We start from the raw sequence: 23499 nt of genomic DNA, 5'->3' as shown, positions 1-23499 counted from the left end.
TGTCTCGTATAAGAACGAGTCAAGGGTTTTTTCTTTATCCTGCATTTTTATTAATACATCAAATCTTCTGCAAGGTGGGTAAATACTTCACCGATAATGGAGTCTTCGTCGTAAACGGAAGAACCTGTATTTTCCTCAGGTTGCGCAAATGGGATTTGAGCAATGATATTTGTCTGAAGCTCATCTGCTAATTTTTCGGCGCCACCTTGGCCGAATAAATAGTTCTTTTCACCATTCGAATTTTCAAAGTATGCCATGTTTTCAACAACACCAAGAATCGAGTGGTTCGTATGTTGAGCCATCAAACCTGCACGAGAAGCAACATGGGAAGCTGCAAGGTGCGGTGTTGTTACAATTATTTCCTGTGCTTGTGGAATCATTGCCGCCATATCAATGGCAACATCTCCCGTACCAGGTGGTAAATCTATGAGAAGATAGTCTAATTCATCCCAATGTGTATTGACAAGGAAATTGCGAATCCATTTATTAAGCATTGGACCACGCCACATGACAGGTTGGTTTTCGTTTGTGAAAAAACCCATCGACATGATTTTTACACCATGACTTATTACTGGGATAGCTGTTTGGTCAAGCATTGTTGGTTTTTGATGAATCTTCATCATAGCTGGAATACTAAATCCATATATATCTGCATCTAAAATACCTACACGTTTGCCAAGACGGGCAAGGGCTACTGCTAAGTTAATCGTCACAGTAGACTTACCGACGCCCCCTTTACCACTAGTAACTGCAATAAATTTGACACCAGAATCGGGTAGAAGCATTGTAGGCATACCTTTATCCGTAACATTTTGTGATTTTAAAGAAGTTGTTAGACTACGACGCTCGTCATCTGTCATAGAACCAAATTTGATGGAGACTTTTGATGCACCGATCGTTGTCAACGCTTCTTCAACATCTTGTTGAATTTTTGCTTTTAAAGGACAACCTGGAATAGTCAAGATAATATCAAGTGAGATATGCGTACCATTGACTTGAATATTACGTACCATATTCAAGTCAACGATGCTTTTATGAAGTTCTGGGTCATCAACTTTCTGCAAAGTTTTTAAAATGTGCTCGTTCGTTAGCATATAAGAAATCATCCTCCTATTTTAGGCCTTTGCCAAGCCCTTTTAAGAAGTGGGCGCCAAAATTCACAGCACGATTAACATCAGGATCGTTTAGCATTTTGAACAGCTTAAAGGCACTAACTTTTTCGTCAGATTCAACGGCTTTGTTCGCTTCATCTAAGCCAGTATTTAAGCCTTCAATCAGCTTTGTTGTTGTCTCTGGGTTTAGCTCGGTTAATGCTCCCGCAACACCCATTAAGTTGTTGATGATATTCGTAACAGGCTTACGAGTTAATTGACCAAGAGCGATATGTGCAACATCCTCTTTTGCTTCTAGTAGTTTCGTAGCTGCTTCTAGCGCTCCAATATCATTTAATTCTGCCATGATCGTAAAGACCTGGTTAACCATTTCTTCATTCTCAGAAAGAAGTTGCTTTAAATTCCCTAACTTTTCTTCCTTTAGTTGTTCTTCTGTTTTTTGCTCTTTTTGAATTGTCGTAATTGGTGCTGCCATGAACTCACTCCCTTTCGTTAGTTGTTAAGTGAACGTAGCCAGGACGATTCCATTTGCGTTCTACCTCAACACCATTTTGTGGATGACGTTTTTTATAACGCGGGTTTGTTCTAGGAAGTGGTGATTTTCCTTTTTGTTTCAATACTTCTACGCGTACTTTCGTTTGTTTGTACGCCGGTGTCGATGTATTGATGTCTCCAGCTGGGCCCGTTAAGAAATTAATCGCTGAATCTTTGCTAACAGAGTTCATAGGTAAGAAAAGTTCATTTCCTTGTACGCGATCAGTTACTAAGGCATTTAATTTTAATGCGCCTTGAGGAGACACTAAACGAAGAAGAGCTCCATCTTCTATGCCGCGTTCTTTTGCTAGTTCTGGTGATACTTCAACAAAAATTTCAGGTACTTTCGATTGAATACCTTTTGATTTATTTGTCATATTACCTTCATGGAAGTGTTCAAGCATACGACCGTTGTTAATATGGCAATCATATTGCGCTTCATATTCAACCGGTCTGATCCAATCATTTAAAGCAAAACGAGCTTTTTTGTCAGGGAAGTTAAAGCCATCCTCATATAGTAAAGGTGTATCTTTACCATCATGGCTACCCCAACAGAAGCTACCCCAATTTTCTAATACATCATAGTTCGCTTGCGAGAAGAATGGAGCAAGACTAGCCATTTCAGCAAAGATTTCACTTGGGTGACTGTAATTCCAGTCAGCACCTAGGCGACGTGCTACTAATTGAAGGATTTCCCAATCGGCTTTTGATTCACCAAGTGTTGGTAATACTTGATATAGTCGTTGTACACGACGCTCTGTATTCGTGAAAGTACCTTCTTTTTCAAGAGAAGGTGCTGCTGGTAAAATAACATCCGCATATTGTGCTGTACGTGAAAGGAAGCAATCTTGTACAACAAAGAAGTCTAATTGTGAAAGTACTTTATCTACATGGTTAGCATCGCAATCTACAAGTGCCATATCTTCCCCAACTAAATACATTGCTTTCATTTTACCTTCCATGATAGCATCTAACATTGCCATATTCGTACGACCTGGTTCAGGTTTGATTTTCACACCATATGCTTCTTCAAATTTCTTACGTGCTTCGTCGTCTATTACTTTTTGATTACCTGGTAATAGATTTGGTAGTGTACCCATATCACAAGCACCTTGAACATTGTTGTGACCACGAAGAGGGTAGGCACCTGCACCTGGACGACGATAGTTACCAGTAGCTAGAAGTAGGTTAGAAATTGCAGCTGATGTATATGAGCCACCTGTATTTTGTGTAACACCCATACCCCAAAGTACACATGTACCGTCAGCATCACGAATCATTTCAGCAACATTTATCAACGTTTCTTTTGAAATGCCCGTTTCTTTTTCTGCATACTCAAGTGTGTATGTTTCAAGTACATCTTTAAAATCATCAAAGAAGTGCACGTTCTCTTTAATGAAGGCTTCATCATGCCAACCTTGATCGATCATATATTTTGTAACGGCCATTAACCATACTTGGTCTGTTCCTTGTTTTGGGCGCATGAAAATATCAGAACGCTCAGCCATTTCATGTTTACGAACGTCGGCAACAATTAATTTTTGACCGTGTAACTTATGGGCACGTTTTACACGAGTAGCTAAAACAGGGTGACCTTCTGCAGGGTTTGCCCCAACAATAATAACAAGGCCAGCTTTTGCGATATCTTTGATCGTTCCAGCGTCGCCACCTATACCAACTGTGCGTAGTAGGCCATCTGTAGCTGGAGATTGACAATAGCGTGAGCAGTTATCAACGTCGTTTGTTTCGAATAATTGACGTGCCATTTTTTGAATTAAGTAGTTTTCTTCGTTTGTAATTTTTGAAGAAGAAATAAAGCCGACAGAACCAGAACCATGTTCTTTTTGAATGCCACCTAGTTTAGTAGCAATTAAGTCAAGCGCTTCATCCCATGAAGATTCAACAAATGCATCATTTTTACGAATTAATGGTTTTGTAATTCGTTCTTCAGAGTTGATGAAGTCCCAACCAAATTTTCCTTTTACACAAGTAGAAATAGCATTTACAGGACCGTCAGAAGGCTGCACTTTTAAAATTTTGCGGTCTTTTGTCCAAACTTCGAACGAACAACCTACTCCACAGAAAGTACAAACTGTTTTTGTTTTCTTCGTACGTTTACTACGCATAGCAGCCTCGACTTCAGAAACAGCGAAGATACCGCTATAGCCAGGCTCGACTTCCTTAATTAAACTAATCATCGGATCTAATGTTTCTTGTTTAAGTCCAGTCATAAAACCAGCTTCACCAAGCATTGATTTTTCCATTAATGCGTTACATGGACAAACGGTAACACATTGTCCACAGCCTACACATGAAGAATCGTTAATGGCAACGCCTTCATCCCAAACTACTTTTGGTCTTTCAGCTTCCCAGTCAAGAGATAATGTTTCATTAACTTGTAGGTTTTGACAAACCTCTACACATTGTCCACATGCGATACATTGATTTGGATCATATCGATAAAACGGGTGCGACGTATCTACTTCGTGTGGTTCAACTTTTGGTTGGTAAGGATATTTCTGATGTTCAATTTCCATTAATTCTGCTGTGTTATGTAATGTACAATTGCCGTTGTTATTATCGCAAACTGTACAATACAGCAGATGGTTTTCTAGTAGACGATCCATCGCTTCTGTTTGAGCAGCTTTCGCTTTATCAGAAGTAAGTTGGATATCCATGCCGTCTATAGCTTTTGTTGAACAAGAGCGAACTAATTGTCCATTCACTTCAACGATACATGTATCACAAGTTTTGATAGGATCAACAGATGGTACATGACAAATTTGTGGATGGGCGATGCCATTTTGATTAATGGTATCAAGTATTGTAGCTCCCTCTGCTACATCATACGGTTGGCCATTAATGTTAATTTTAGTCAAGGTGATTTCCTCCTTTTGTTCTTTAAGACTCTTTGGCAACAGGTTAATACTGAGGATAAACCGGGAATTGAACTACGAGTTTTTAAATTTTGAATGTCTTGTTCATTTAAAAAATGGTCTTGTTATAATGTCATTTCCCGATTGATCATTTCTACACTAAGATAGATGAAGAAACATGTATTACGAGTTGTCAATGTTGATATTGCTGAAAAATAAAAAAATCCACCATGAAAAGGCACGTTTAAAACATGCTATTTATTCATGGTGGATAAAATTCTTAACAGGCCTTGCTAAAAATTCAATCTACTTTTATTTTTTATTCAATATAACTAATAGAATATAAATATCAAAACCACCATGCCAATAGTTCAAACCTATTTGTATAAAACCATGACATAAGAATCAAAATACTTTCATTCCATTTATAATATCACTTATTATAGCCTTTTCTGCCAAAATGGACAATAATTATAGTAAAATTTATTGTTTGAGAATGATTATCATTGGATATTTTCTCTTTAATTTTTATTTAAGTTGCTATATTATTAACAAACTATAAGGGTGACCCCCATGAACATAGGAAAAAAAGATTAATTACGTTGGGAGAATCGTTAAAATGTCAAAAAAAGTGCATGAATTCAACGACATTATTCGAAAACTACGCAAAGATATATTTGGAAAAGGACCGGAGCGTATTCATACTGTTTTCGTTGAGAACATGGCTGTCTCAACTTTATATGGTAATATCACACCGACAGAAAAATTTATTGCGAGTACACCTGAAGGGTTAAAAATGGTGCATGCTGCGCGTACAAGAATGATTCAAGATTTGTATACTAAATCACCTCCAGAAGGCATGGAAGAATTGATGGGCACTAAGCTACTCCATTTATTTTCAGATATTAAAATTGAAGAAGATTTTGCTATTTCTGTATTTGTTTTCGAAAATAATATTAGTGAATAAAGGGGATGCCATATGGAACGAGCAGTAACAAGAGACATCATTCGTGTTGAAGGTAATCAAAGCAAAGAAATAGAAGATACTGTTGTTACAGAATATGCTGTGACAGTGAAGATTAATGAGCAAGAATTTGTGACGATGGTTTGCACACCGGAGTATGTAGAAGATATGGTTATTGGCTATTTGGCTTCTGAACGAATTATTCGTGGTTACGAAGATATTGAAGATATTTGGCACCAAGAAAAAGAAGGTTTTGTACATGTTAAAACAAAGCGTGTGAATCCTTACTTTCAACAAATACAAAATAAACGCTACATTACTTCTTGTTGTGGGATGAGCCGCCAAGGTTTTGTTTTTGCTAATGATGCATTAGTAGCTAAAAAAATGGACGGTATTCATGTGCGTATTACAACAGATGATTGTTTTCGTTTAATGCGCGATATGCAAGATTTAGCTGAAATATTCAAACAAACTGGTGGCGTTCATAATGCAGCGCTATGTGATACGAATGGCGTTTTATTAAGTCGAATGGATATTGGGCGCCATAATGCTTTAGATAAAATTTATGGTTATTGCCTAAAAAACAACATTAGCATTCAGGACAAAATTATCGTATTTAGTGGAAGGATATCATCGGAAATTTTACTTAAAGTATCGAAAATTGGCTGTGAAATTGTTCTGTCCAAATCTGCTCCTACAGAATTGGCATTGCAATTGGCAGAGCAACTCGGTATTACGACGGTAGGTTTTATTCGCCAAAATACACTTAATATTTATACACATAAAGAACGTATTCACTTACCTACAAATGAATCACTCTAACTTATTTCAGCGGGGGCCCAAACATCCGCTGAAATAGAGGAACTCAGGCTAAGAACTTCACATCATGTGAAAACGCCTGAGTGACCAACATCGTGTTGGCCTAGAGCCTCCGGTGGATGTCACGGATTTTGAAAGGAATGAATAAAGGATGTTAGCCTAAAACCTTCGCATCCTGCGAAAACGGCTAACTGACCTGCATCGGTAAAAACGCCACGTCCTGTGGCATTACCGAAATGACCGACATCGTGTCGGCCCTCGTGCAGGCCTGAGCACAATTCAAAATCCGGACGCATTGTTTATCTGCGCGAAAGCGAAGCGACAGCAGCAATTTCGCTAAGGCGAAATTGATCAAAATGAAAGGAAGAGATTAAAATTACTAATCTACGAGACCAACTACAAAGACCATTAAGAGATTTAAGGATATCAGTAACAGACCGTTGTAATTTTCGTTGTCAATATTGCATGCCTGCAGAAGTATTTGGTCCAGATTATGCTTTTTTACCGTCCGATAAAATATTGAGTTTTGAAGAAATCGAACGATTAGTAAAGATTTTTGTTTCATTAGGTGTGAAAAAAGTACGCATTACTGGTGGTGAGCCTTTACTACGTCGTGATCTGCCGAAATTAATTGAACGTATACATCGCATAGATGGAGTAGAGGATATTGCTTTAACGACCAATGGCACATTGTTGAAAAAATATGCAAATGAATTGGCGAGAGCTGGTTTATCGCGAGTAGCTATTAGCCTAGATTCTCTAAATGAGGAACGTTTTTTCGAGATGAATGGGCATCGAGGAAAAGTGAAAGCGGTATTAGAAGGTATCGAAAAAGCGGCAGAAGCAGGTTTACAAGTTAAGATTAATATGGTTGTTCAAAAAGGAAAAAATGAGCAAGATATCGTTGCAATGGCAGAATATTTTAAAGAGAAACAGCATATTCTTCGCTTTATTGAATATATGGATGTGGGTAATTCGAATGGTTGGCGGCTAGATGAAGTTCTGTCGAAGAAAGAAATAGTTGACCAAGTCCATCAATTCTCTCCCTTGCATCCTGTCGACCCTAATTATAAAGGGGAAGTAGCTACACGTTATCAATATGAGGATGCCCAGGGTGAAATTGGCGTGATATCATCTGTAACAGATTCTTTCTGCTCAACGTGTTCGCGTGCCCGTATTTCTGCAGAAGGAACATTATATACGTGTTTATTTGCAACAGAGGGAACGAGTTTACGAGAATTGTTAAGGTCTGGGGAAGATGATGAAACTATTACCCAATGCATTTCGAACGTTTGGGAAAATAGAAAAGATCGCTATTCCGATGAACGAAATGAACAGACAATGGAGAAACGGAAAAACGCAAAAATTGAAATGTCACACATCGGTGGTTAGAGGAAATAGAGTGGTATTAGTGACTTATGGTAAAAAAACAGAAAAAAAACGGCAAAATAATGCCGGATTTTTTCTGTTTATTTGTGCACAAAGTTGCCGCTTTTTCCGCCTGTTTTTTGAACAAGGTATGTTTCTTTAATCACCATAGACTTGTCGACGGCTTTACACATATCATAAAAAGTCAGTGCAGCAATGGATACAGCAGTTAGTGCTTCCATTTCGACACCTGTTTTACCACTACATTTCACTGTAGCTTGAATGTGTAGTTCGTAACCACCCTCTGCTTTTGTATAGTCAAATTGAAGATCTGTTCCTTGTAACATAATCGGATGGCACATTGGGATAATATCAGACGTTTTTTTAGCACCTATAATCCCAGCAATTTGTGCCACTTGCGTTGGGTCGCCTTTTTTAATGCCTCCTTGTTGGATGGCTTGGTAGACCTCATCGGATAACGTGATTGTACTGCGGGCGATAGCTGTACGGTTTGTGATTGTTTTTTCTGAAATGTCGACCATTTTAGGACGACCTTCTTCATTCCAGTGTGTAAAATTACTCATTATTATTAGATTTCCTTTCCAATGTTTGTAGCCAATCTTGTTGTGAATTGATATTGATAAATGTTGAGCTGTCTTCTTCAAAGGGAACATAACACACTTGAAGTTGCTCTAACAAGACTTTCATACTTCGCTTGTTATGTTGGACTAATTGATGTGCTTTTGGTAAAGCACTGCGTCGATATAAAGCAGCAAGAGGTTGTAATCTTGAAGCTTGTTTAGGAACAATAGCCTCATAACGATCATCGATAAATGTTAGCATAGTTTGGACAAATTCTGCATTAATAAAAGGCATATCACTTGCAATTACGAAAAACCACTCTACTTCTGGGAAATTTGTCATGATATTATGCAAGGCAAACAGAGGTCCTTGATGAGGCTCTTTTTCAATGATCCATTGGACATCTTCTTCTACAAACTTCGATTGCAAGCTAGCATTCGTAGCAATAATGAGAGGATGTAGTTGATTTTTTTGTAAAGCTATGAGACTTTGCTTATATAAAGGCAGACCAGCAAATGATTCGAACATTTTCGGTTGACCATACCGAGAAGATTGACCGCCAGCTAAGACAACACCAGCCATTTTCATATGCGATTCAACTCACCGACAAAATGTTGCACAGTAGGAAGAATCAGTTTTGTCATAGCAAGAGTCACGGCATTCGTGGAACCTGGTAGCACATAGATAGCCGTTTTATCGCGACTACCTGCTGTTGCACGACTAAACATGGCTTTTGGGCCGATTTCTTCATAGCTTAGTGTTCGAAATAATTCACCAAATCCCATCATTTCTTTTTCGAAAAGAGGGAGAATCGTGTCGTAAGTTTGGTCTCTCGGTGTAAACCCTGTTCCTCCTGTTACGATAATGGTATTAATGGTAGGATCAGCGCACCATTTTTGTACATGGTTTGAGATTTCAAGCGGTTCATCTTTTGACATTTGATAGTCTATTAATTCAAATGAAGCTTCTTGAAGTAATGATTGAATACGCTGACCACCATGATCATCCGCCTTCGTGCGTGTGTCACTCACTGTTAAAATGGCAGCTTGTATAGGAAGTTGACTATGTGTGGGATGCAAGGTAAAAGACCTCCTTTTATAGAGTTGATATTGTTTTTTGCTGAAAAACATTGCTTTTATTATAAAGCTATAAATTAAAAGGTCAAACTAAAATTCATAGAAAGAAAGGCAAAACCGTTTATGCATAATAGATATTCTAGACAACAATTATTCAGCCCAATCGGAGAAAACGGGCAGCTGCTACTAAAACAAAAGCATGTCCTGATGATAGGGGTTGGTGCTTTAGGCAGTGCTAGCGCAGAGGCTCTAGTAAGGGCAGGCATCGGAAAATTGACGATTATTGATCGTGATTATGTAGAGTGGAGTAATTTACAAAGACAACAACTATATACGGAACAAGATGCGCAAGAAAAAGTCCCTAAAGTAATCGCTGCAAAAAAACGACTACAAAGCATTAATTCTGAGGTGGAAATCAACGCATATATTGTTGATGCGTGTGCAGAGCAATTAATTTCATTGCTTGAAGACGTAGATATGATGGTGGATGCAACGGATAACTTTGATATTCGCTTTATGATGAACGATCTTGCACAAAAATATCAAATTCCTTGGGTTTATGGTTCTTGTATTGGCAGTTATGGCGCTACTTATACGATTGTGCCAGGTAAAACACCTTGTTTACATTGTTTGTTAGCGGCGATGCCTAATACAGGGATGACATGCGATACAGTAGGAATTATAAGTCCAGCTGTTCAAATCGTAGCAGCTTATCAAGTAGCTGAGGTATTAAAGTATTTAGTTGGCAATGATGAGGCATTACGTAAAAGTTATTTAACTTTTGATGTTTGGCAAAATCAACACTATGAAATAAACGTAGAAAAAATTCGAAATCATGATTGCCCATCCTGTGGCAATAATCCGACCTATCCACATTTGTCATATGAAAATCAAACAAAATTAAATGTATTATGTGGTCGGGATGCTATTCAAATACGCCCACCTAAACCAATTCACTATAATTTGGATCAGCTCGCTGTCCAACTTCGTCCTTATGGTGATATTCAACAAAATCCCTATTTATTATCTTGCCAAGCCGTAGATTATCGACTAGTGATTTTCCAAGATGGACGAGTTGTTATTCATGGTGTAAAAGATATACAAAAAGCTAAAACCATTTATTATCGTTTATTCGGATAAAGGAGGTACTAAAATGTTAGAAAAAAGAAAACCAATTGCTGTTGCGGAAGCGGTTCAACGGGTCATGGAGTTTGCATTCCAAGAAAAAGTAGAGGTCGTTCCACTACAACAAGCACATGGACGTTTTTTAGCAGAAGATATTGCTGCGGATCAAGATGTACCAGCATTTGATCGTTCACCATATGATGGTTATGCTATTCGCTCGGTTGATAGTCAAGAGGCATGTTCAGAAAATCCAGTAACCTTTAAAGTAGTAGGGGAAATTGGCGCTGGCTATGTATTTGAGGAAGGCGTAGGTAATCGAGAAGCGGTGCGCATTATGACAGGAGCTCCTATCCCAATCGGATGTGATGCAGTCGTTATGCTAGAATTAACGCACACCTTTGAAGAAGACGATCAACGTTATATGTCGATTAAACGATCTTATGAAGCAGGAACAAATATTTCCTATAAGGGTGAGGACGTTCAAAAAGGCGCAATTCTTATTGAAAAAGGACAATACATCAACCCAGGCGTTGTCGCATTACTTGCTACTTTTGGCTATGATCAAGTACCCGTTTTTCGAAAACCAATTGTAGGCGTTATTGCAACAGGAAGTGAATTACTAGAACCAAGTGATGCTTTACAGCCAGGGAAAATTCGTAATAGCAATGCCTATATGATAATGGCTCAAATTGAACGTGCTGGGGCAACCGTCAAATATTTTGGTAAATTTAGCGATGAGTTAAATTTATGTATTCAAGCTGTAGAAAAAGCTCTTCAGGAAGTAGATATATTGATTACAACAGGAGGAGTATCAGTAGGTGATTACGATTACTTACCTGCCATTTATGAAGCTATTGACGCACAAGTACTGTTTAATAAAGTGGCGATGCGACCAGGTAGTGTAACAACTGTTGCTGCTCGAAATGGTCAATTATTATTTGGGCTTTCAGGTAATCCATCAGCTTGCTATGTTGGTTTTGAACTATTTACACGACCTATTATTCGAACGGCATTTGGTAATAAGCAACCACATCTACGTAGAGAGCAGGCTGTTTTAGGTGCGGACTTTAAAAAACCGAATCCGTTTACCCGTTTTGTGCGTGCTAATGCTTCTTACGAAAACGGTCAATTAGTTGCAGTTCCTTCTGGTTTTGATAAATCTAGTGCGGTTTCTTCCTTAGCAGAAGCTAATTCTTTTATTGTATTACCAGGTGGATCACGTGGTTACGAAAAAGGCATGCAAGTTGTTGTCTTATTGTTAGAAGATTTGCAGGGAAGTGAGTGGCCATGGGACATCATCGAAAAATCTTACAAATCGTAGGCTATCAAAATAGTGGCAAGACAACGTTAATGGAACAACTCATTACGCAAGCCACCATAGACGGTTTTCGTGTAGGAACAATCAAGCACCATGGACATGGTGGTATCCCTATGATTGAAAGTTCAAAAGATAGTGTTCGGCATGAGAAGGCTGGTGCAAGTGTCACAGCAGTTGAAGGAGAAGGTACTTTACGCATGAGTATTCACCAAAGTAACTGGCAGCTTGCTGATATACTAGCTATTTATGAAACATTTAATATGGATATCGTTTTCATTGAAGGCTATAAAAATGAAGACTACCCGAAGGTTGTTCTTTTGCGCCAGGCGGAAGATGAATCTTTGCTACAAAAAGTAAGCAATATCATCTGTGTTCTTTATTGGCCGACCTATCCACTAAATAAACGGTTAGATTATCCAACTTTTTCAATTCGAGAAGAAGCACAATATACGAAATTTTTATTGCAAGAAATGAGGAAAAAATCATGACTACATCGTTGTTTGAAATTATTGATAAACCAATTGATGTTGAAGAAGTTAGACAAAAAGTAACAGATCGAAATGCTGGTGCGATCACTGTTTTCATCGGAACAGTGCGTGAAATGACGAAAGGAAAGAAAACACTACATTTGGAATATCAAGCTTATCCATCTATGGCTATTAAAATGTTTGAACAAATATCTAAAGAAATACAAGAACGATGGTCAGAAGCGAAAGTAGCCATTACACATCGTGTTGGCCATTTAGAAATCTCGGATATTGCCGTAGTAATCGCGGTATCATCACCGCATCGTAAAATAGCCTATGAAGCAAATGAATATGCTATTGATCGTATTAAACAAATTGTGCCTATTTGGAAAAAAGAGTACTGGGAAGATGGGACCGAATGGATTGGTGATCAATTAGAAAATGTTCCTTATCCAAAAGGAAATCCAACCATCAGTGAGGAGGAATCTTGTGATTAACATATTACTATTTGCTCACTTACAAGAAAGTATCGGGGAGTCAAAATTAAGTATAGACCTGTCAGATAGAACAATTGGGCAAATTAAAGAATGGATGGAAATGCAATATCCACAAGTTAATTTACAACATGTCATGACAGCAGTAAATGAAGAATTTGCAACAGATGCAACGGTTGTAAAAAAAGGGGATACAGTCGCGTTTATTCCACCCATTAGTGGAGGGTAAAAAGAAAAGATGTAGTTGGTACAGTATAGGTACCGACTACATCTTTTATTATTTTTATCCTGAAAAAGCCCCCACTGCTTAAAGATTCACTTTACGCCTTTATGAGATGAGCGCTCAGAAGCATAAGGAAGGACATGCCTATCATACAAATCACCCATGACCAAGCGAGTGACATGTTACCCGAACCAATCGCCATGTAAATAGCAAGCGGCGTAGTTTGCGTTTTGCCTGGAAGGTTTCCGGCAAACATTAAGGTTGCACCAAATTCACCTAAAGCGCGTGTGAAACTTAAAATTCCACCTGAGACAATTGATTTTAATGCAAGAGGAATAGAAATAAAGAAAAAGACTTGCCATTCATTAGCACCATCAACACGTGCAGCGTTCTCAATGTCCTCATCAACAGATTCAAAGCCGGTTTTTGCAGATTGATACATTAAAGGAAATGCAACAACAGTAGAGGCTATGACAGCGGCCCACCATGTGAACATAACGGGTTGGTTAAAAAGCCATGTCATCAAGTTACCTAGCACACTGTTTTTGCCAAAAATAATAATGAGAAGAAATCCTACTACAGTAGGAGGCAATACTAATGGTAAAAGTAACACCGTTTCTAGAAATAATTTTCCTTTGAAATTGCGTTTAGCCATCCATTTACCAAATAGAATACCTGCTACTATCACAATTATTCCTGATACAAGGGCTATCTCGATAGAAAGTTTAAGGGGTGACCAGAAATCAGTACTCATCTATTAATGAGTTCCTTGAAATCCATATTTTTTAAAAACTTTTATCGCTTGATCACTTTGTAAATAGTGATAAAAATCTTCCGCTTCTTTTGCATGCTTACTATCTTTGATAACACCTACAGGATAAATAATAGGTGTATGTGTATCTTCTTTGGCTGTAGCAACGATATCGACTTTTTCTGATACAAGGGCATCTGTTTTATAAACCAGACCTGCATCAACATTTTCAGTTTCTGTATATGTAAGAACTTGTCGTACGTCTTTTGTATACACTACTTTTGAGGCTACATGATTCCAAAGGTTCATGTTATTCAATGTTTCTATACCGTACTTGCCAGCAGGAACCGTTTCAGGTGTACCAACAGCAATCTTATCAACTTTCGTTAAGTCTTCAAATGAGTGAATCTGTTTTTCATTTTTCTTAGGAACGATTAAAACTAATTCGTTCGCTAAAAGATTCGTTCCTTGTTTTTTATCGATTAAATCTTCTTGAACTAGCTCATCAAACTTATCTTCTGCTGCTGAAAAGAAAAGATCAACAGGAGCACCTTCTAAAATTTGTTGTTGTAAAGCACCAGAGCCACCAAAGTTAAATGTGATTTTAATAGTATCGTGTTCATTTTCATAGGCTTTTTGAAGCTCTTCTAATGATTCTTGTAAACTAGCTGCTGCGGAAATCGTTAATTCAACTGGTTCGTTTGTTTTGTTGTTGCTTCCTTGGCTACCACAACCTGCTAATATGCCGACCAATAGTAACAATGAAGCTATTAAGCTATAATACTTTTTCACTTTGATTATACTCCTTTTATAACTCGTTATAACAAGACATAACTAATTATAATTAGTTATGTCTAAAAAAGAAATACCAAATCGCTAGAAATTTTCAAGATGTTAAAAATATGGTTCATCACCAAAAGTTGTGGATGACTTTTGTTAACCGTATACTATGTAAATAAGCTGATCTTCGTTACGGCTGGGCGACTCCTAGGGGATTAGCGATAGAGGAACGAAGGCTAAAACCATCACATCCTGTGATAACGCCTTCGTGACCAACATCCTGTTGCCCCGACGCCCCCAGGAAGCTCTGCTCTGCGCGAAAGCGAAGCGTCAGCGGCAAATGTTTTATCTGTGCGAAAGCGTAGCGACAGCAACAACAAAGCGCCCAGTCGGAACGGAAATCAACCACACGTTTTGGTGATGCCAAAAATATTATAATTACGTTACTATAGAATCAATAGAAGCAGAAGGGGAGATTTTTTACATGTCACAGGAACATTCCTATACGATTGAAGAGGTGGCTCAATTATTAAAGGTTTCAAAATTAACGATCTACGATTTAGTGAAAAAGGGAGATTTACCTATTTTCCGTGTGGGCCGACAAATGCGTGTGGATAGAACCGATTTACAATTATATATACAAAAGAGCAAGACAGGAGCAACTCCTGCTGCATCTGCTGCCTCGACTACTCCTTCGACAAACAATAAAAAAATTATTATTAGCGGACAAGATTTAGCTTTAGACTTATTAGGGAAATATATAGAGAAAAAACAATCAAATAAAGTATTGCGCTCACATGAAGGTAGCTTTAATGGTGTCATGGCGCTGTATAATGGGGAATGTGATATTGCTAGTTTACATTTGTACGATGGTGATACAGGGGATTATAATACACCTTATTTGAAAAAGATTTTTGTAAGTCACTCTTATGTTCTTCTCAATCTGATTTCACGTCGAGCGGGCTTTTATGTGAAAAAAGGAAATCCATTGCAAATTCAATCAATGGATGATTTTAAGACCAAATCACTAAAATTGATGAATCGCGAAAAAGGTTCAGGTGCTCGTACTTTCCTAGATGAACAATTACGCATTCATCACATATCTCCATCCTCAATTGAAGGGTATAACGAAGAAGAAATGAGCCATGTAGATGTAGCTTCTGCTGTCGCAAATGGGAATGCAGACATTGGGATAGGCATTGAAAAAATATCGAAGCTCATAGATGTTGACTTTATACCACTTGTTAGAGAACGTTATGATATTGTCCTATTAAAAACTCCCGAAAACCAACTGCTGATTGAATCGGTAAAAGAGATTTTAAATTCACCAGATTTCCAATCAGAAGTAGTCGCATTAGGAGATTATGACGTCACTCAAATGGGACAAATTATATATGAAACACTTTAATAATGTATAGTGTGAAAAAAACTTGCCGAAAAGGCAAGTTTTTTTCATTGATCGGAATAGTTATAATAATTCTGTTTCCGCATCAAAAAATAATAGGTGTTGAGGCTGAAGAGAAAGTGTTTCTCCGATTTTAAAAGTATGTTGGCCACTCCATTTGATCGTCCATATTTGATCTGCCAATCGGACAATGATATGTGTTTCATGTCCTAGCTGTTCAATATTTACTATAGGTAGATGCAAAACGTCTCCTTTTTCGAGATGCTCTGGCCGAACGCAGACTGATAATGGTGTATGTTGAGGTAAACGTGCATAAACATCGGTTGGAAGTTTCATTTTAAATTGATTTTCAATAATGAGCGTAGAATCTTCTAGAACTGCAGTTGCCATGTTTATAGTTGGAGAGCCTATAAAACTTGCGACAAATAGATTTTTTGGTTGATTATACAATTCTAGAGGTGTTCCAATTTGCTGAATACATCCATTATGTAAAACCATTATTCGATCCCCCATGGTCATAGCTTCTGTTTGATCGTGGGTTACATAAATAGTTGTTAAGCCCAATTTTTTTTGTAGTTGTTTGATTTCTGTCCGCATTTGTGTTCGTAATTGTGCATCTAAATTGGATAAAGGCTCGTCCATCAGGCACAGCGGAGATTGGCTTACAATAGCACGTGCAAGTGCAACACGTTGACGTTGACCTCCTGATAAAGCTTTTGGTTTTCGATGTAAATAATTTGTCAGCTTTAGTAGTTCAACACTTTCTTGTAAACGTTTCTGCTGCTCTTGTTTATGAACTCCCTTTCTTTTTAAACCAAATAAAATATTTTGTTCCACTGTTAGATGAGGGTATAGTGCATAATTTTGAAAAACCATTGATAGATTTCGTTCTTGAGGGGAAGCCATATCTAATGTTTCTCCATTTATTTGTATGGTGCCAGTTGTCATTTTATCTAAGCCAGCAATAAGGCGCAGAAGTGTACTTTTACCTGAACCAGACGGGCCTACTAATACAAAGAATTCGCCTTTTTCAATCGTTATATTAATATCTTTTAATACAGGTTTCTGGGAATTATATGCTTTTTCTATATCCGTTAGCTTAATAAAACTCATTTGTTAAACCTCGTTCCATATGATAACTAAAATAAAAGTCATTGTAACATATTCTTGTGGCACACATCGTGATAGAGATATTAACGCCGGACAAAATCTAAAAAAATGCTGGGTAGATCAAAGAGGATTCGGCAATCATGTTCTAGGTGATTCAACGCTTGCGCTGAACATCTTCAAAGATAGTGACTAACTATTTGTGAAAGATCATCAATGTTCAATTATGGGGATTTGTTGATCAAAAAGGGTTACTATACCACGTTAATTGAGCTTATTTTAGTAACGGAGTAGGTAAGTTTGAGAATAGATATTAAAAAAATTTCATTTGCACTAGACAAATATGATTTTTTTTTATATACTATAATTAATAAAATCGTTTTCAAGAGAACAATAAATTCACATATTACAAAGAGTAATCGTGTTTTATTTGATGCTTTTTGTAATATGTGAATTTTCTTTTGGTAATATGATTTTAATTAATACAATTAATGGAGGTCATTCAAATGACACAAGGTACAGTAAAATGGTTTAACTCAGAAAAAGGTTTCGGTTTCATCGAAGTAGAAGGTGGAAATGACGTATTCGCTCACTTCTCAGCTATCCAAGGTGACGGCTTCAAAACTCTTGAAGAAGGTCAAAAAGTTGAATTTTCAGTAGAAGAAGGTCAACGCGGACCTCAAGCTACAAACATCGTAAAACTTTAATTTTAATGATGTAACCATAAAAAAGGCATCCTTTCAGTAGGATGCCTTTTTTTTATGCAAAAAAGGATGTGATGTAATGGAAGGATAGATTATTACTTCCTGTTTTTACTCCATTTTACAATTGATAATTCAACTCATCAAAAACATCATCAAACATTAATTTAATTTCTTTGACACTTTCTCCATCAATCTCTTCACCGATAAATGTAAAATGGTTAATACAGCAAAAGTTGGAACTTTATTTCAGTTTGATCGTATATAGAGTAAGGATCATAAACTGTAGAGAGGAGGGGGTTGTTTGCGTAGTAAAAATTTAATTATTATGATAGTAGCATTTATTGTAGAAGTCTTAATTACGTATTTTATTGCTTCATTTTTCTCCGTAAGGTTTATCGAGGTAATGTTTTTCACTGGTATAGCTTTTGCTGGGGGTACTTTTTACTTTTCAAGTAGTGGTGGATCTATGACTAGGTTATTTGCATCTCAAGTTAGTGGGCAAACAGGCATAATTCAGAAAAGGGAACAGTTCACTTATCAAATAGGTCCGATATTTATTGCTTCAGTCATCTTCTTTTTAATTGGTTTAGTCTTCTTTCTTTTATTAGTTTGGGGAATAATTCCTCCTAAATCATGATTTATTAATGCTATCGGGTGTTCTACTTACCCTAAATACTTATGAAATTACCTGTAGACAAAGTTACGTGCGGCTTTGTCTACAGACGCTATTATAAAGATTAATCGCTTAGCATTGCTTTTAATGTTCGTTTTTGCCAGCCTAGCTTGAAGTATGCGTATTGTAATACAAAATGTACACAGAAGGCAGTAGGGTAAGCTAACCAAACGCCATTTAGCTCGAATGTAGTGTAGTGCGATAAAATAAACGCCAATGGCACCTCGACTACCCAAATCGCGATGACTAGGAAAATTGTAGGCCATAGGACAACACCTGTAGCTCGCATTGTAGCTGAAACGGTTTGTGTATGCCCAAAAATTAAATAGCTCCAAAATGCAATATATAAATAATCCTTTGCGATCAGGACTGTATCTTGTTTATCAATAAAGAAAGATAAAATAGGCTCTGCAAATAAATACATAATTAAAATAATAGCGCCGCCTAAAGTATAGTTAATAAGCACACCTAATTGACGAATTTTTTTAATCATTTCTGTAGAGTTAGCCCCTAAAGCTTGCGCCACAAATACAGATGTCGCAATCGCGATACTCATCGCAGGCACTTGTGCATAGCTAGCGACCTGATTGACAACACCGTAAGCGGCAGTAGCATCAGAGCCGTAAACATTAACGAAGCCAATGACAGCAATTTCCGCTACAGAGATCGCAACCATACTAATGCTTGCTGGAATGGCTAACTTTAATAATGAAGATAAAATATCCTTCTTTAATTTAAAATGCTGTAAAATCGATTTGTCTAAGCGCAAAATATGCTTTGTTCTATGCAAGTAGGCAAATAATAATAACATCGTCACCAGATTTGATAAAACAGAGGCATAAGCAGCACCATTTAAGCCAAACTTAGGCAGACCGAGCCAGCCAAAAACTAAAGGTGGTAGGAATGCGATATTTAAAATTACACTTGTGACTAAAAATAAAAAGGGTGTTTTAGAGTCACCTACACCACGCATAAAGGTTGTGTACACCATATACCAAAACATAATTGGTAGTGTGAAAAATAGAATTTGAGCATAGCTAATACTCATATCTAAAATATTTGCGGGAGTATGCATAAAGCGTAAAATCCACTCAATGAAAAAGCCACCAAAAATCGCGACGACAATTGATAAAATCGTCGTAAAGGCTAGTGTTACCCCGACAACCTCCTTCATCTTCTCATGATTGCCAGCCCCATATGTTTGCCCTACTAAAATCGAGCTACCTGAGCCAATCCCAATAGCAAATGCCATTAAAAAGAAGAAGAACGGGAAAAATGCTGAAATCGCCGCTAGCGCATCGACCCCTAAATTGCGCCCAACTATAAACATGCCAAAGACTTGCCCTAATGATTGCAACACATTCGCTAGCATTACAGGGATCAAAAAGTTAAAAAAAGCTTTCTGTAGCTTTTTATCATCATGTAAAATTTGTTGGTCCATTTTTTTGCCCTCCTGGGTTTTAATAACCCATTTCCTTTAAAATATGTGATAGCGTGCGCAGGCGTTCGCCAATTAGTTCACCATCCGCACTTAATGCTTGATTAAAGAGCTGAATGTCTTCTTTAATTTGTTCATTTTCCGTACATACTTCCACGGTCATTGCATCCCCTTGTAAGCCAACACGCTTAATAATAGGATTTTCTTCATCATATAAATTATCGTAGCGATAAGCTTCCTTAAAATAAAGCTGAGACTCACAAACTAAAATAGCGAGGTCAAGTACGCGATGAAGCGGTAGTTCCTCCGATTGACGTGACCATTTACCACCTGTATGGCGCCACACCTTAGCTGAAATATCAACCTTGCCTCTGTCATTCCATTGAGCTAAGCCAAGTGAAAGCCCCTGTGCGTCTGTATGATAAGCAGTGCGCCCATCAATATCGGCGTAATTCTCAGCAACAATAACAGGTTTATGCTTTAAATGTGTAGGTATTTTCATCAATTGCAACCCCCTTTTTCATTCAAAAATTTAGTAATTTAGTAAATTACTGCATTAGTAAATGTAACATTGGACAAATTCGGAGGTCAATTTTTTATATGGAAATTTTTTTCGTAACATGGATCGCATAAACAAACTAGTTAAAAAGGGAAAACATCAAGATGATCTTCGCAATATTAATATGAAAATCACTACTGACTTGTTAGAGAAATTTTTCACAGCTAAAAAAATGTCATCTCGCCAGGTTATATTGAATAAAAGGGGGATAGATACTACGTTCTATAGAGAGTAGACTGAATTAATAAAATTGGCTAAAATGGTAAATAATTGGTTAGTCATTTAAGGTTGTGGGTGCCATTTGTTGAATGAAGTGGAGACCGGGTGACTCCTTGGGGGCAGCAATAGGGGAACGAAGGCTAAAAGCATCACGTCCTGTGATAACGTCTTCGTGACCAACATCGCTGCCGCTTCGCTTTCGCACAGAAAACATTTGTTGCTGCCGCTTCGCTTTCGCACAGAAAACACTTGTTGCTGCCGCTTCGCTTTCGCACAGAAAACACTTGTTGCTGCCGCTTCGCTTTCGCAAAAAAAACACTTGTTGGCACAAGCGGCTCGGACGCTCCCAGGAAAGTGCACAGTTGGAACGGAAATCAACCACACGTAATGGTGATGATCTAATTAATTTATATAGTGGAGAATAAAAAACGAATGAAGGAGGTCAATAGAATGATGATCCAATCTACAAATAATAATTACATAGATACTATTAAAAAAGATGAACTAAATAGACTATCTCCAGATTTATTTTTAGATAAAAATAAACAGAGCAAAGCAAAATATGAAATTAAAAAGGAAGGTGGCTATATTCGTCATTATGTCACAAAATTAAATGGTGAAAGAGTAATGATTAAAGAAACCAAATTACCAAAGGGACATGACTCAGATCAAAGCATAGGCGAGATGCCTGATGTTTTGATAGATAACTTATTAAAACAATTTACAAAAATAGTAGATCATCAAAAATCTAATGAATTATTAAAAACAGGATTGACTGGTCAGAAAGCCAAAGAAAAATTAATAGTAGCTTATCAAAATTCAATCTAGGTACGTTTGAAGATAAATGATATTTAAAGGGGTAATTTAGGTGATTATTTATGCAGTTTAAAAAGCGTTTAGGTTTATATTTCTCAGCACTGTTAATCATATTACTTGCTGGAATTGTTGTGAAAAATGTATTCCTAAAAGAAGCAGCAGTTAACCCGATAGTAGAAAATGATGATGGAACAAAACAGCTAGTTTTTGATGCAAAGTTAACACGATTAGACGAATCAACAACAACATTTAAAGAATACAATGGAAAGGTCTTAATCGTTAACTTTTGGGCATCTTGGTGTGGGCCTTGTCAAGAAGAGGCTTCTGAATTAAGGGATTTTTATAATAATAAATCTGAAAATGTTGAGCTGTTAGCGATTAATGCAACTTCTCATGATAGTAGTGAAAAGGCTATGGAATTTCAAGAAACATACAACTTGAATTTCCCTATATTTCTTGATTTAGATGGTACACTTCAAAAATCATTTGCAATAGTGGCTTATCCAACAACTCTTATTTTTGATTCTAAAGGTATATTAAAGTACAAGATAAAGGGAGGAATTAATCAAAAAGATTTAAATGATTATATTGATAAACTTTACTAATCTGTAAACGCACAGCTCCTTGCCGATTCCAGGCGCGATTATACCTAGGCATAATTGATAGGTGGAATTATTAAATAATTATGCAAGAAAAGAGGGGATATTATTATGTATCAGACTTTAAATGGTTTTTTTAAGTCTTGGGAGTACGAAGCCAATTGTACACAGAAGTTATTGAATAATCTAACTGATGAATCACTTAAGCAGGAAATAACATCTGAAAATTGGACTTTAGGACGGATTGCTTGGCATACGGTTACTGCAATTCGCATTATTACTTCGAATACAAATTTAACATTCGATGCTCCAACTAAAGATTATCCTGTTTCTACTTCTGCACAATTTATTGCAGATAGTTATTCTCAATCTAATAATGCGTTTGTGCAAGCGGTAAAAACAAATTGGACTGATCAAACCCTTCAAGAGCACATTCAATTTTTCGGTCAAGACATGCAAATTGGTACACTTTTAATGTTTTTGATTCAACATCAGAATCACCATCGTGGACAAATGACGGTTCTTATGCGGCAGGCGGGGTTAACTGTCCCCGGCATATATGGTCCGGCTAAAGAGGAATGGGCAAATTTCGGTATGGAAGCTCCAAAAATATAAAAATAATTAAGGTGAGGATATCGTGAAAATAGCTGTACTATCAGATATTCATGGAAATAAAGATGCACTAAAAGCGGTGTTAGAGGATATAAAATATAGAAATATCGATAGCGTTTATAATTTAGGTGACACTCTTTATGGACCATTATTCCCGCTAGAGACATTTGAAATGATAAAGAGTATAGATATTAAAAGTGTGAGTGGAAATTGTGATCGGATATTATTGCAATCTTCATCGGAAAATCCAACCGTTCAATATGTATTAGACATGCTCAAGGAAGAACATAAAAGCTGGTTAATTAACCTGCCATTTTCGATGCAGACAGATGACTTTTACTTTTGTCATGCTTCACCTGAAAATGATGAGCTATATATGTTGAATGACATTACGCCAAATGGTGTTACATTAAAACAGACAGAAGAAATAATGTATTTAGTAAAAGATATACCTCAACATATTATTTTTTGTGGTCACTCCCATTTACCAACGATTGTTTATTTACCTAATAACAAAATCATTATTAATCCAGGTAGTATTGGATTGCCAGCTTATGAAGAAGCTGAACCGTTCTATTATAAGATTGAATCAGGTACACCATTTGCGAATTATACAGTTGTAGAAAAACGGTATGGTGAATGGATTATTGAGCAAGTAAGTATCCCTTATGATACTACGGAAGTTATTAAACAAAGTGAAGCTCAAAATAGATCTGATTGGGCCAGAGCATTAAAGTGTGGAAGAGTTTAAAATGAGTAAAAGGACTTGTTAGTAAATCAAAAAACAAGTCCTATTTTCAATCACCTTAAATACTGTCGTGAGCTTTATCTTTTATGGCAATTACCTAAGTATTCATTATCATTTCCTACACGCTATA

26 protein-coding genes are annotated in these 23499 nt (G+C 37.0%); 15 read left to right on the top strand and 11 right to left on the bottom strand.

Going from position 1 to position 23499, the window contains the following annotated elements; genetic code table 11:
- Positions 1–50: 50 nt before the first annotated feature.
- The 3 genes from ACQKMI_RS02685 to fdhF are packed head-to-tail and all read right to left on the bottom strand — an operon-like array spanning position 51 to position 4525.
- On the bottom strand, positions 51–1094 hold the full coding sequence (locus tag ACQKMI_RS02685) for an Mrp/NBP35 family ATP-binding protein (RefSeq protein WP_427487086.1): 1044 nt from the start codon (positions 1092–1094) through the stop codon (positions 51–53).
- A gap of 16 nt (positions 1095–1110) precedes the next feature.
- Entirely contained in the window at positions 1111–1587 is a 477-nt protein-coding gene (locus ACQKMI_RS02680) for a DUF1641 domain-containing protein (RefSeq protein WP_400932818.1), read from the bottom strand.
- A gap of 4 nt (positions 1588–1591) precedes the next feature.
- Positions 1592–4525: a formate dehydrogenase subunit alpha gene (gene fdhF / locus ACQKMI_RS02675; RefSeq protein ID WP_427414429.1), complete on the bottom strand. Its 2934-nt coding sequence runs from the start codon at positions 4523–4525 to the stop codon at positions 1592–1594.
- A 616-nt stretch (positions 4526–5141) separates the two neighbouring features.
- Here fdhF and ACQKMI_RS02670 point away from each other — a divergent pair.
- The 3 genes from ACQKMI_RS02670 (at position 5142) to moaA (ending at position 7697) form a co-directional block, all read left to right on the top strand.
- Positions 5142–5489, top strand: coding sequence for a DUF2294 domain-containing protein (locus ACQKMI_RS02670; RefSeq protein WP_323651379.1), 348 nt, complete (start codon positions 5142–5144; stop codon positions 5487–5489).
- 12 nt (positions 5490–5501) lie between these two features.
- Entirely contained in the window at positions 5502–6308 is an 807-nt protein-coding gene (gene fdhD / locus ACQKMI_RS02665) for a formate dehydrogenase accessory sulfurtransferase FdhD (protein WP_427487083.1), read from the top strand.
- Between the two features lie 372 nt (positions 6309–6680).
- Positions 6681–7697: a GTP 3',8-cyclase MoaA gene (moaA, locus tag ACQKMI_RS02660; protein ID WP_427487340.1), complete on the top strand. Its 1017-nt coding sequence runs from the start codon at positions 6681–6683 to the stop codon at positions 7695–7697.
- A gap of 77 nt (positions 7698–7774) precedes the next feature.
- Here the strand turns inward: moaA and moaC are convergent, their stop codons facing one another.
- The 3 genes from moaC to ACQKMI_RS02645 are packed head-to-tail and all read right to left on the bottom strand — an operon-like array spanning position 7775 to position 9334.
- On the bottom strand, positions 7775–8257 hold the full coding sequence (gene moaC / locus ACQKMI_RS02655; RefSeq protein WP_427487081.1) for a cyclic pyranopterin monophosphate synthase MoaC: 483 nt from the start codon (positions 8255–8257) through the stop codon (positions 7775–7777).
- Positions 8250–8843, bottom strand: coding sequence for a molybdenum cofactor guanylyltransferase (gene mobA, locus ACQKMI_RS02650; protein WP_323651382.1), 594 nt, complete (start codon positions 8841–8843; stop codon positions 8250–8252). The genes moaC and mobA overlap by 8 nt, the downstream gene beginning before the upstream one ends.
- On the bottom strand, positions 8840–9334 hold the full coding sequence (locus tag ACQKMI_RS02645) for a MogA/MoaB family molybdenum cofactor biosynthesis protein (protein ID WP_427487079.1): 495 nt from the start codon (positions 9332–9334) through the stop codon (positions 8840–8842). The genes mobA and ACQKMI_RS02645 overlap by 4 nt, the downstream gene beginning before the upstream one ends.
- 120 nt (positions 9335–9454) lie before the next feature.
- On the opposite strand from ACQKMI_RS02645, the gene ACQKMI_RS02640 reads away from it, so the two are divergent.
- The 5 genes from ACQKMI_RS02640 to moaD are packed head-to-tail and all read left to right on the top strand — an operon-like array spanning position 9455 to position 12964.
- Entirely contained in the window at positions 9455–10471 is a 1017-nt protein-coding gene (locus ACQKMI_RS02640) for a thiazole biosynthesis adenylyltransferase ThiF (protein WP_427487077.1), read from the top strand.
- 13 nt (positions 10472–10484) lie between these two features.
- The gene (locus ACQKMI_RS02635; protein WP_427487076.1) at positions 10485–11777 is read left to right on the top strand and encodes a molybdopterin molybdotransferase MoeA; all 1293 of its coding nucleotides are present in this window, start codon (positions 10485–10487) and stop codon (positions 11775–11777) included.
- On the top strand, positions 11738–12262 hold the full coding sequence (mobB, locus tag ACQKMI_RS02630; protein ID WP_427487074.1) for a molybdopterin-guanine dinucleotide biosynthesis protein B: 525 nt from the start codon (positions 11738–11740) through the stop codon (positions 12260–12262). The genes ACQKMI_RS02635 and mobB overlap by 40 nt, the downstream gene beginning before the upstream one ends.
- On the top strand, positions 12259–12738 hold the full coding sequence (locus ACQKMI_RS02625; protein ID WP_427487073.1) for a molybdenum cofactor biosynthesis protein MoaE: 480 nt from the start codon (positions 12259–12261) through the stop codon (positions 12736–12738). The genes mobB and ACQKMI_RS02625 overlap by 4 nt, the downstream gene beginning before the upstream one ends.
- A complete protein-coding gene (gene moaD / locus ACQKMI_RS02620) occupies positions 12731–12964 on the top strand; it encodes a molybdopterin converting factor subunit 1 (protein WP_427414420.1) in 234 nt (77 codons plus the stop codon). Before ACQKMI_RS02625 ends, moaD begins: the two co-directional genes overlap by 8 nt.
- A 91-nt stretch (positions 12965–13055) precedes the next feature.
- Here moaD and modB read toward each other — a convergent pair whose 3' ends face one another.
- Together modB and modA are read right to left on the bottom strand one after the other, a co-directional pair.
- The gene (modB, locus tag ACQKMI_RS02615) at positions 13056–13712 is read right to left on the bottom strand and encodes a molybdate ABC transporter permease subunit (RefSeq protein ID WP_427487072.1); all 657 of its coding nucleotides are present in this window, start codon (positions 13710–13712) and stop codon (positions 13056–13058) included.
- A 3-nt stretch (positions 13713–13715) separates the two neighbouring features.
- On the bottom strand, positions 13716–14501 hold the full coding sequence (gene modA / locus ACQKMI_RS02610) for a molybdate ABC transporter substrate-binding protein (RefSeq protein WP_427487070.1): 786 nt from the start codon (positions 14499–14501) through the stop codon (positions 13716–13718).
- A gap of 472 nt (positions 14502–14973) precedes the next feature.
- Between modA and ACQKMI_RS02605 the strand changes: the two genes are divergently transcribed.
- Positions 14974–15897, top strand: coding sequence for a substrate-binding domain-containing protein (locus tag ACQKMI_RS02605; protein WP_427487069.1), 924 nt, complete (start codon positions 14974–14976; stop codon positions 15895–15897).
- Between the two features lie 60 nt (positions 15898–15957).
- Here ACQKMI_RS02605 and ACQKMI_RS02600 read toward each other — a convergent pair whose 3' ends face one another.
- Positions 15958–17007, bottom strand: coding sequence for an ABC transporter ATP-binding protein (locus ACQKMI_RS02600; RefSeq protein WP_427487068.1), 1050 nt, complete (start codon positions 17005–17007; stop codon positions 15958–15960).
- Positions 17008–17507: 500 nt separating this feature from the next.
- Here ACQKMI_RS02600 and ACQKMI_RS02595 point away from each other — a divergent pair, with 500 nt between their 5' ends.
- Together ACQKMI_RS02595 and ACQKMI_RS02590 are read left to right on the top strand one after the other, a co-directional pair.
- The gene (locus ACQKMI_RS02595; protein ID WP_053484870.1) at positions 17508–17708 is read left to right on the top strand and encodes a cold-shock protein; all 201 of its coding nucleotides are present in this window, start codon (positions 17508–17510) and stop codon (positions 17706–17708) included.
- A gap of 298 nt (positions 17709–18006) precedes the next feature.
- Entirely contained in the window at positions 18007–18342 is a 336-nt protein-coding gene (locus ACQKMI_RS02590) for a hypothetical protein (protein ID WP_427487066.1), read from the top strand.
- Positions 18343–18442: 100 nt separating this feature from the next.
- Here ACQKMI_RS02590 and ACQKMI_RS02585 read toward each other — a convergent pair whose 3' ends face one another.
- Positions 18443–19819 carry an MATE family efflux transporter gene (locus ACQKMI_RS02585; protein WP_427487064.1) on the bottom strand — a complete coding sequence of 459 codons (1377 nt, stop codon included), beginning with the start codon at positions 19817–19819 and terminating at the stop codon, positions 18443–18445.
- A gap of 19 nt (positions 19820–19838) precedes the next feature.
- Complete coding sequence (locus ACQKMI_RS02580; RefSeq protein ID WP_427487063.1) at positions 19839–20318, bottom strand: DUF6530 family protein; 480 nt, start codon at positions 20316–20318, stop codon at positions 19839–19841.
- 726 nt (positions 20319–21044) lie between these two features.
- Between ACQKMI_RS02580 and ACQKMI_RS02575 the strand changes: the two genes are divergently transcribed.
- The 4 genes from ACQKMI_RS02575 to ACQKMI_RS02560 all read left to right on the top strand — a co-directional run bounded on the left by ACQKMI_RS02575 (position 21045) and on the right by ACQKMI_RS02560 (position 23372).
- The gene (locus ACQKMI_RS02575) at positions 21045–21422 is read left to right on the top strand and encodes a hypothetical protein (protein ID WP_427487062.1); all 378 of its coding nucleotides are present in this window, start codon (positions 21045–21047) and stop codon (positions 21420–21422) included.
- A gap of 50 nt (positions 21423–21472) precedes the next feature.
- Positions 21473–22015, top strand: a complete 543-nt coding sequence (locus ACQKMI_RS02570; protein ID WP_427487059.1) for a TlpA family protein disulfide reductase — start codon at positions 21473–21475, stop codon at positions 22013–22015.
- 105 nt (positions 22016–22120) lie between these two features.
- Positions 22121–22624 carry a DinB family protein gene (locus ACQKMI_RS02565; RefSeq protein ID WP_427487057.1) on the top strand — a complete coding sequence of 168 codons (504 nt, stop codon included), beginning with the start codon at positions 22121–22123 and terminating at the stop codon, positions 22622–22624.
- A gap of 22 nt (positions 22625–22646) precedes the next feature.
- Complete coding sequence (locus ACQKMI_RS02560; protein WP_427487055.1) at positions 22647–23372, top strand: metallophosphoesterase family protein; 726 nt, start codon at positions 22647–22649, stop codon at positions 23370–23372.
- The last annotated feature ends 127 nt before the right edge of the window (positions 23373–23499 follow it).

It is taken from the genome of Lysinibacillus sp. NPDC097214, assembly GCF_050277945.1.
Classification (GTDB): domain Bacteria; phylum Bacillota; class Bacilli; order Bacillales_A; family Planococcaceae; genus Lysinibacillus; species Lysinibacillus xylanilyticus_B.
This window is presented reverse-complemented; position numbering and strand designations above follow the sequence as displayed.

Bases quoted from the DNA above. Each gene is read 5' to 3' on its own strand.
- ACQKMI_RS02685 (WP_427487086.1), bottom strand. From the start codon at position 1,094: ATGCTAACGAACGAGCACATTTTAAAAACTTTGCAGAAAGTTGATGAC.
- ACQKMI_RS02680 (WP_400932818.1), bottom strand. From the start codon at position 1,587: ATGGCAGCACCAATTACGACAATTCAAAAAGAGCAAAAAACAGAAGAA.
- ACQKMI_RS02670 (WP_323651379.1), top strand. From the start codon at position 5,142: ATGTCAAAAAAAGTGCATGAATTCAACGACATTATTCGAAAACTACGC.
- fdhD (WP_427487083.1), top strand. From the start codon at position 5,502: ATGGAACGAGCAGTAACAAGAGACATCATTCGTGTTGAAGGTAATCAA.
- moaC (WP_427487081.1), bottom strand. From the start codon at position 8,257: ATGAGTAATTTTACACACTGGAATGAAGAAGGTCGTCCTAAAATGGTC.
- mobA (WP_323651382.1), bottom strand. From the start codon at position 8,843: ATGAAAATGGCTGGTGTTGTCTTAGCTGGCGGTCAATCTTCTCGGTAT.
- ACQKMI_RS02640 (WP_427487077.1), top strand. From the start codon at position 9,455: ATGCATAATAGATATTCTAGACAACAATTATTCAGCCCAATCGGAGAA.
- ACQKMI_RS02635 (WP_427487076.1), top strand. From the start codon at position 10,485: ATGTTAGAAAAAAGAAAACCAATTGCTGTTGCGGAAGCGGTTCAACGG.
- ACQKMI_RS02625 (WP_427487073.1), top strand. From the start codon at position 12,259: ATGACTACATCGTTGTTTGAAATTATTGATAAACCAATTGATGTTGAA.
- modB (WP_427487072.1), bottom strand. From the start codon at position 13,712: ATGAGTACTGATTTCTGGTCACCCCTTAAACTTTCTATCGAGATAGCC.
- ACQKMI_RS02605 (WP_427487069.1), top strand. From the start codon at position 14,974: ATGTCACAGGAACATTCCTATACGATTGAAGAGGTGGCTCAATTATTA.
- ACQKMI_RS02600 (WP_427487068.1), bottom strand. From the start codon at position 17,007: ATGAGTTTTATTAAGCTAACGGATATAGAAAAAGCATATAATTCCCAG.
- ACQKMI_RS02595 (WP_053484870.1), top strand. From the start codon at position 17,508: ATGACACAAGGTACAGTAAAATGGTTTAACTCAGAAAAAGGTTTCGGT.
- ACQKMI_RS02585 (WP_427487064.1), bottom strand. From the start codon at position 19,819: ATGGACCAACAAATTTTACATGATGATAAAAAGCTACAGAAAGCTTTT.
- ACQKMI_RS02580 (WP_427487063.1), bottom strand. From the start codon at position 20,318: ATGAAAATACCTACACATTTAAAGCATAAACCTGTTATTGTTGCTGAG.
- ACQKMI_RS02575 (WP_427487062.1), top strand. From the start codon at position 21,045: ATGATGATCCAATCTACAAATAATAATTACATAGATACTATTAAAAAA.
- ACQKMI_RS02570 (WP_427487059.1), top strand. From the start codon at position 21,473: ATGCAGTTTAAAAAGCGTTTAGGTTTATATTTCTCAGCACTGTTAATC.
- ACQKMI_RS02565 (WP_427487057.1), top strand. From the start codon at position 22,121: ATGTATCAGACTTTAAATGGTTTTTTTAAGTCTTGGGAGTACGAAGCC.